This window comes from Ruegeria sp. BG9 (assembly GCF_056538305.1).
The window spans coordinates 245376-253088 of record NZ_JBQFSY010000009.1; the positions used below are offsets into that span (position 1 = coordinate 245376).

The window sequence follows — 7713 nt, forward strand, 5'->3', positions numbered from 1 at the left end:
TATCACGTCCTACCGGGATTATTATCTTCGTGTCATCGCAGCCCAAAAGGCTGTCACCACGTATTCAGGAGGACACAAGATGAACACTCTGACCAAAGTTGCTGCCCTCACCGCTGCTCTGATCACAGGAGAGGCCGCCATGGCCGCATCCCCCGAAGACAATATCAAAGTCGTACAGGACTTCTTCGCCGCCTATGGCGCCAGTGATCTGGACGGCATCGCAGCCGTGATGGACGACAACGTCAAATGGCACATCCCAGGCCGCCACCCCTTGTCTGGAACCAAGACCGGCCGGGACGAGGTTCTGGCCTTTTTCGAACAATTGGGCACCGCTGGTTTTCAGGCAGAACCCATCTATTTCGGAGCCGACGAGACCCATGTGGTTGATATCCACCGTGGCTGGTCGAACGCCGATGGCAAACCGAATGTCGATACGACCTGGGCGCTCGTCTATCGGATCGAGAATGGCAAGATCGTCGAGGCAACCAACCTATCCGCCGATCAGGACGCGGCAAACACGTTTTTCTGGTCCCAATACTCGCTGGCTCCGGTCCCTGAGCGACTGGCCAAGTAGACCATCAACAGGTGATTCAAGTGACCGATTTCCCCGAAATCCGCGGTTTCATCGCCGACTGGTTTGCCCGGTTTGACAGGCTGGATCCGATTGACGCGTTCCTGCCTGACCTCCACCCAGATGTGGACTGGGACATGCCTGACGTCGATACCACTCTCAACGGGCACGATCGCGTGCGGGCCTGGTATCGTGGCGTGCTTGAAACCGTGCAACTTCCAACAGAGCATCACGTTAGCAAGATCACAATCACGCCCGGCGCAGCCCAGTTCGAAGTTCTGTTTCGCGCGACGACCGTCGCGGGAGAGCACATTGAAGCCCGCGTTCAGGAAGACTGGCGATTTGAAACCCGACCTGATGGCCGCCCGCTGATCACCCATTATTCCGCAACACTCCTGCAAGAGGCAGATACATGAAAACCCTCGTACTCACCGCCCATCCAGACCTGAGTAAATCGCGCATCAACCGCGCCTGGTTTGACGCACTTTCAGAAGCCGCCGACGTGACGACCCGCGATCTGACCGCCATTGGCGGCGGCGAGATGCGCTTTGACATCGAAGCCGAACAGGCCCTCTTACTGGCCCATGATCGGATCGTGTTCCAGTTTCCATTCTTCTGGTATTCCGCACCTCCGGTCATGAAAGCCTGGATGGATCAGGTGCTGAACTATGGCTTCGCTTATGGGCCGGGAGGCGACCAACTGAAAGGGCTTGAGTTCCTCATCCTTGTCTCGACCGGAGGTCCCGAGCACAGCTATCACGCGGGCGGATACAACAACTTTACAATGGCCGAGTTTCTGAAACCGTTCCAACAGACGGCGAACTTGGCCGGAATGACGTATCTAAGGCCTTTCGTGGCCCATGGCATGGCGTTGGCAACTCGAGAGCAGATTGAGGAGAACGTGCCCCATATGCTGGCCTATTTGAGCGATCCCGAATTGGACCCCAAGGTGAGACAGGCCCGTTTGCTCAAACAATTGGAAGACAACCCCTCACTGGCAGCGGCGGTAAGCTGAGGTCGACCGATCCTGCGCTGGACAGAAAACACAGGTTTTTCAGCCAGCGCGGGTTCTCCGATGCCCAATGAAAGGTAGACTATCAGCACGGAACAAGGGTGTGAGACAACGATGGCCGAGACTGATCACCTGAACCACTGGTTGATTTCTGATGGTCGCCTGTTGGGCGACGAGAGGCTTATCGTCAAAGGCTATTGCGAAGGATTGGCCGCGCTTGGCGTCCCCCTCGCCCGCGCAAGGATCGCGCAGAATTATTCGAACCCTTTGCTCAGCGCTTGGGGGATCATCTGGACACCCGAGGAAACCCGCCGCTATACCGTACCGACCACGGTTTTATCCACCAGCGCGTGGCACGGCAGCCCGTTCGAATATGTCGTCACCCAGCGGCGCCCACTACGCAAACGCCTGACCGATCCGGACGTTCTGGCAGAGCATCCGGTCTATGCCGAGCTGGCCGAAGCAGGCGCCACCGATTTTCTGGCCATCCCGCTGGAGCACGGCAACGGCTCGGTTCAGGGCACCAGCTTTACTTCAAACGCAGATACTGGGTTTTCGGACGCACATATCCACTACATCGAAGACACGCGATACGCACTTGCCGCGGCTTTGGAACCCATTGCGATGCGCCAGTCGCAAAAGAGCCTTCTTCAAACCTATCTGGGGCACGGCCCCGCCGAAGAAATTGATCAGGGGCACATAAAGCGCGGAGAACACAGAACAGTTTCTGCCGCAATCCTGTTTGCGGACCTGCGGGGCTTTACCCAAAAGGCCTCAACCTGGTCCGAGGGCGATTTGCTTGTCATGATGGGTAAGTATTTCGAGATGGTTGTGTCGCCCATCCAGGAAGAGGGCGGTGACGTTCTCAAATTCATGGGGGACGGCATACTAGCCGTTTTCAACACTGATGACGACGCTGAAGCCTCGTGCAGATCTGCGGTGCGGGCGGCAGAACACGCCCTGACCAACCTACGCGACCACAACGAGACAGCCGCCGAAAACGGAAACGAGCCAATCGAGTTCGTCGTCGGCATTGATTTCGGTCGCGTCACCTTTGGCAATATCGGCAGCCCTGATCGCTTGGATTTTACGGTCGTTGGTCAGGCTGTGAACGTGGCCAGTCGCGTTCAGGAACTGTGCAAGAAACTGGACGAAAAGATACTGGTGACTCGGAGCGTCGCAGAGCACATGAATGGTAGCAAACAGTCAGCTGGCTATCATTCTATCCGCGGCTTGCAGAAGAAAATTGAGGCTTTTGCGATCGGCGCGTAGCTCTTTCGGCGGCAACAATTCGCTAAACGCGGTTGTTTGTGTCGAACCTATCGCAAGGATTTATCGTTTACACAGCGCAGATTAGGCACATGCCTGTTGGCTTGGACAAAACGGTATAGTTGTTGCTGAGGAATATGGCTGGGGTGGTAGGATTCGAACCTACGATACACGGTACCAAAAACCGCTGCCTTACCACTTGGCTACACCCCATCGGTGAGCGGCTGTCTACGATTGTTGCTGTCAGGGTTCAAGAGGATTCAGATAAAAAAGTGGGCCGTCTAGAAAAAAATTTGGTCGCGCTTGCTGCTGCGTGCGCGGCGGGGTTCCTTTGACCTGTTTTCGACACCGATATCGCCAAGCGACAGTCTCGGGATAGACAAACAAGGGCACTAAGATCCCTCGGAACTTAGATCCTGTGAGTTCGAATTCAGGCCTGGCACTGTCACCTTTGCTGACCTCGGTGCCCGGACGGCTTACGTTGAATTTCGGAGCCCATGGCGGAACGGATACTGCGAAAGCTTCAATGGCCGTGTCAGGGACGAGCTACTCAACGGCGAATCTTTACAGCCTGCGCGACGAACAAATCCCGATAAAACAATGAAGGAGACACTAAAACACAAAACGCCCCCACAGTGCATTGGGCTATCGCCCACCGGCGCCCGAAACCATCATACCGATGGATCTTAGGCCGATGATGCACTAACAACCAACTTGGACCAGTCAGATTAGGCTGCTCACTAAACAACTGGGTCGTTCTGGATCGCCTCAAGGGTGATGCAAGGTCAGACCCGGCTGGGTTGCGGATCTCCATTCGTGAACCGAATGTTAACGGCCTGTTTTCTGCGTGTTCAACCGTGTTCTTTAATACTCCTGTATGAATCCTTGCCTGAAGAATCTGATGGCCGAGATACGCAACGAAATCCGGGGGGTATGGATGTTGGACCTTGCTTTAACCTTTTCAGCTACTTCAGTTTGGGTTGCCGTTGGTTTCTTGTCAGGGTTTTCTTTTTTATTGACTTGAAGGAACTTTTTGGCAGATGCACGAGCCCTCAACCCCTTACACCGCTGCAATGAACGCATTTCAGTTAGAAAGCGAAGACGCCGACGGCTACGCGGCGATGTGGGCCGCTTGTCAACTCATGGCTTTGCTTGAAGATAGGCCGGAACTAATGAAAGAATTTGCGGGCTTGTGGGCGAAAAAGTGGAAACTCAATACACATTCGCACTTTGAAGCAGACCCCATGTAGCACCTTTTGCAGCGCGAAATCTGCGTTCAAGAGGCCCAGTAGTACCCGGAATTACCGGCCCGTTCAGCAAGGGCCTGCCCCTATCAACAAAGGGGTTTGCAGCGGCCATTTGCTCCACCACCTTACGAATAGGGAAAGCCCACATTGACCGCAGAGGCCCTCAATATGCCCGTCGATCACACGAACGAGTTTCAGGCGCAGCTTCGTCGTTCGATCTCCAGAGACTACTTAAGATCAGAATTGTAGCAATTGATAAGAACCGCATTCGAGGCAACGAACTCGAAATCATGGAAGCATTCGTTGAGGGTGGCAGCTTTGGATGAAGAAAAGACAATCGACTAAGTAACAATCGCTCCAAAGCTCAACCTAGAGCGCGGTGTGCATAAAACATAGTAAGTTAAAGGGAACTCGAAAAATACCTGATTACCAACAATGTATTGAGAGAGGTATTTGGTAGCGGAGGAGGGACTTGAACCCCCGACACGCGGATTATGATTCCGCTGCTCTAACCAACTGAGCTACTCCGCCATAAGTGAGAGGCGATTTACGGGAGCGGTCAGGGAGGGTCAAGAGGGAAAACACCGCCAACTTGCGGATTCTTTCAGTTCGGCGGCTGCCCCTCATGCGGAAGAGCAGAACCCGCTGCAATCCCAGCGGCAACACCGGCAATGAAAGCGGCGCAGCGGTCAGGCTCGGTGATCAGGATCATGTGCCCTGCCCCGTCAATCGCCTCATATCCCAGCCCAAAGCGTTCCATCGGCGGTCCGTGGTGAGGGGCCGACAGGATTGCATCCTCAGTACCATAGAGGATGGCACCCGGTGTCCGGAGCGCATCATAGCGGTCGACTTGCTCGGAGATGCTGAGATCAACGCCGATCACATCCTCGGACGCCGTGACGAAGGCCGAGGGGCGCAGGCCAAGGGCGCCGCCCGCGCGATCCAGAAAATCCGAAGGCGGCGTTTCCGGGTCGAACACTGCGCCCAATGTATGCGGTGCGGTTTTTGCTGCGATGGGAACGGCCAGCGTGTTGCCAATCAAGCGTCGCAGCCATTGCGTGCGAATCTCCAACGGTTTGAAAACCGCTGGCGTTCCCGGCAGTTTTTGGGTCAACGGGGCAAGCAGCGCCAGCCCGCCCACCCTTTCGGGAAAGTCAAGCGCCATCGCGAGCGACACCGCTCCGCCCAGCGAGTGCCCAACCAGAATCGCGCTTGAGACCTCTTTTGCCGCAAGAAACTCGGCAATCATCCGAGCCTGCTCTGACAGTCGGGCTAAATCTGCGCTGTCGCGTGTGGAATACCCGCATCCCGGCCGATCAAGCGCGATCACGTGGTACTCCTCGGCCAGTTTGTCGGCCAGTGCGTAGGTATAGTGCTGCAATTGACCCGCCAGCCCGTGGATCATCACGATGGTTTGCGCGTTCGGGTCACCTTTTTCCACGTAGTGAATGCGCCCACCGCGCACCGGAAGGATTTGCCCCATCTGCGGAACGGTTTTCAGACCCTCCCGCATCAGGCTCCGAGTCCACAGGTTCATCGCCAGCAGAAACACCGCGAAGATGGCCAGTAGAATAAAAAGCGTCGTCATATCAAACCTCGCTGCTCGCGGCTGGAACTGGGTCGTATTGCTCTAACCCGGATTGTGCCATGCGTTTTTGAAATTCTGCAACTGTTCCGGGCCACAGAGTCGTGTTGCGCCCTTCGGCGTCTTGGTACCACGACGAACACCCTCCGACCTGCCAGACACTGTCAGTGTGACGGTCCTGCATTTCCTTGGTGAACGCGGCTTGCCGTGCGGGGTCTGGAACAACCACCTCCAGCCCTTGGCTTTGCATCCCGTCGAGAACGCGACCGATATGGCCGACCTGAGCCTCAATCATCAGAACGACCGAGTTGTGGCCAAGGCCCGTATGCGGCCCGAGCAGTATAAAGAAATTCGGAAATCCAGCGATGGCGGTGCCGAGATTGGCTTGCATCCCCCTTGCCCATGCATTGCGCAAAGTCTGCCCATCTGGCCCGGTGATATCGAGGCGTTCGACCATATCAGTGACATGAAATCCGGTGCCCCAGATCAGGATATCAGCCTGTGTTTCGCTACCATCGGCTGCGATGATCCTGTCTCTTTCAATCGAACGGACTGCTTGCGATATGACGTCGACATTGTCGCGCGCAAGCGCCGGATACCAATCGTTCGAACTTAGAATCCGCTTGCAGCCGATGCGGTAATCTGGCGTCAGCTTCTCGATTTCGGCAGGGTCTGAGATCGCGCGTTCAAGCTCTTTTCGCCACAACTTCATGGCATATTGCACCATTCGCGGATCACCGCGGAACACCCGATGGCGATACTCGAAGATCGCGAAGATCAGCTTGCGCCGCAGTCGCGGCAACAAAGGAATCCGCGCGTAAAGCCTGCGAACCCAAGGCGCGATCGGGCCGTCAGGACGCGGCAGAACATAAGGCGCGCTGCGTTGGAAAATCGTGACATGGCGGGCCGTTTTGGCGATCTCTGGAACGAATTGTACCGCTGAGGCGCCCGTGCCGACCACCGCCACGCGCTTACCCGCGACTGAAGCGTTGTGATCCCAATGCGCCGAATGAAACGTCGGGCCCGGAAAGCTTTCGGCCCCTGGAATGTCCGGAATACTGGGATGATGCAGCGCACCGATGGCCGAAACCAGAAACCGCGCCGACCAGATTTGCCCCGACTGCGTTTCGACGTGCCAGCGCGCGCCATCCCATTTGGCCGACTTCAACTCCTGCTGAAAATGACAGAGGTCGTAAAGGCCTTCCTTGCGCGCAACATCTTGCAAATAAGCCTGAATTTCGGCCCCACCCGCATAGGCGCGGCTCCAGTTCGGGTTTAGATGCGTGGCCATCGAGTAAAGGTGCGAGGGGATATCGCAGGCAACACCGGGATAGGTGTTCTCGCGCCATGTCCCGCCGATATCACCAGCCTTTTCCAGAATAACGATGTTGCGGAGGCCACGTTTGCGCGCCTCAAGCGCCATTGTCAGCCCGGAAAACCCGGCCCCGATGATCAGCATATCGACATTGTGATCCACGCCCTCACCCCTCTTCAAGACGACCAGAGTGTATTGGCGAAGACTATAAGCGCAGGCGGCGCCCTGAACAGCGTCCCGTTGGGTAATGCCGCCAAACTAGCACTCGCATACCCTGAGTGTGACGTGCCACTATGTCGTTTTCGACGAATTCGATCAGTCAAAACGCCCCTTTTTGGCAATAAGGCTCGCAGAATCCGTCGTCATTGCGACCGAAAAGGTCGGAATCCGGAGCACCGCACACGCAAAGAGTGTCTAGCCTTCCCAACCAACCCACATAACCAAAGACGCCTTTTCGGTGTCCGTTTAACATCGAAATCACAAGGAAAAATTCAAGGCGCGACAGAACCTGAGTGGGTCAGGATTTAAAGCCGCGCGCCTGAACGACCGGTGCGATCACCGCAAAAACATAAGAGAAGAGCCAGCAGACAGAACGGCCTTCCACCTTATCAAATCGACAACACGGAGGAAATTGATGTCGATTAAAGAACCGTTTACGGATTTGGACATTAAGACCGCGGATAGCGGTTTTTATGAGAATAACAGCGTTCCGAT

General features: G+C 55.7%; 8 protein-coding genes, 2 tRNA genes and 1 pseudogene. 6 read left to right on the top strand and 5 right to left on the bottom strand.

The window, feature by feature from the left end; translation table 11 throughout:
* The first annotated feature begins 79 nt into the window (after nt 1–79).
* The 4 genes from ACR0I8_RS17070 to ACR0I8_RS17085 all read left to right on the top strand — a co-directional run bounded on the left by ACR0I8_RS17070 (nt 80) and on the right by ACR0I8_RS17085 (nt 2855).
* Nucleotides 80–574 (top strand): nuclear transport factor 2 family protein, encoded by a 495-nt coding sequence (locus ACR0I8_RS17070; protein WP_170689194.1) that lies wholly within the window; start codon nt 80–82, stop codon nt 572–574.
* A 20-nt stretch (nt 575–594) separates the two neighbouring features.
* The gene (locus ACR0I8_RS17075; RefSeq protein WP_170689193.1) at nt 595–987 is read left to right on the top strand and encodes a nuclear transport factor 2 family protein; all 393 of its coding nucleotides are present in this window, start codon (nt 595–597) and stop codon (nt 985–987) included.
* Complete coding sequence (locus ACR0I8_RS17080; protein ID WP_170689192.1) at nt 984–1586, top strand: NAD(P)H-dependent oxidoreductase; 603 nt, start codon at nt 984–986, stop codon at nt 1584–1586. The genes ACR0I8_RS17075 and ACR0I8_RS17080 overlap by 4 nt, the downstream gene beginning before the upstream one ends.
* A gap of 111 nt (nt 1587–1697) precedes the next feature.
* Nucleotides 1698–2855: an adenylate/guanylate cyclase domain-containing protein gene (locus tag ACR0I8_RS17085; protein WP_170689191.1), complete on the top strand. Its 1158-nt coding sequence runs from the start codon at nt 1698–1700 to the stop codon at nt 2853–2855.
* A 135-nt stretch (nt 2856–2990) separates the two neighbouring features.
* Here ACR0I8_RS17085 and ACR0I8_RS17090 read toward each other — a convergent pair.
* Nucleotides 2991–3065 (bottom strand) — tRNA-Gln (locus tag ACR0I8_RS17090).
* Nucleotides 3066–3305: 240 nt separating this feature from the next.
* Between ACR0I8_RS17090 and ACR0I8_RS17095 the strand changes: the two are divergent.
* Nucleotides 3306–3558: pseudogene (locus ACR0I8_RS17095) on the top strand (integrase core domain-containing protein); the annotation flags it as partial.
* Between the two features lie 334 nt (nt 3559–3892).
* Nucleotides 3893–4102, top strand: a complete 210-nt coding sequence (locus tag ACR0I8_RS17100) for a hypothetical protein (RefSeq protein ID WP_170689190.1) — start codon at nt 3893–3895, stop codon at nt 4100–4102.
* Nucleotides 4103–4553: 451 nt separating this feature from the next.
* On the opposite strand, the gene ACR0I8_RS17105 is transcribed toward ACR0I8_RS17100, so the two are convergent.
* The 4 genes from ACR0I8_RS17105 to ACR0I8_RS17120 all read right to left on the bottom strand — a co-directional run.
* Nucleotides 4554–4630: transfer RNA gene (locus tag ACR0I8_RS17105), tRNA-Met, on the bottom strand.
* A gap of 73 nt (nt 4631–4703) precedes the next feature.
* Nucleotides 4704–5687: an alpha/beta fold hydrolase gene (locus ACR0I8_RS17110; RefSeq protein ID WP_170689189.1), complete on the bottom strand. Its 984-nt coding sequence runs from the start codon at nt 5685–5687 to the stop codon at nt 4704–4706.
* Nucleotide 5688: 1 nt separating this feature from the next.
* Nucleotides 5689–7161: a flavin-containing monooxygenase gene (locus ACR0I8_RS17115; protein ID WP_170689188.1), complete on the bottom strand. Its 1473-nt coding sequence runs from the start codon at nt 7159–7161 to the stop codon at nt 5689–5691.
* A 355-nt stretch (nt 7162–7516) separates the two neighbouring features.
* The coding region (locus ACR0I8_RS17120; RefSeq protein ID WP_480703420.1) for a hypothetical protein at nt 7517–7713 on the bottom strand (197 nt) is incomplete at its 5' end.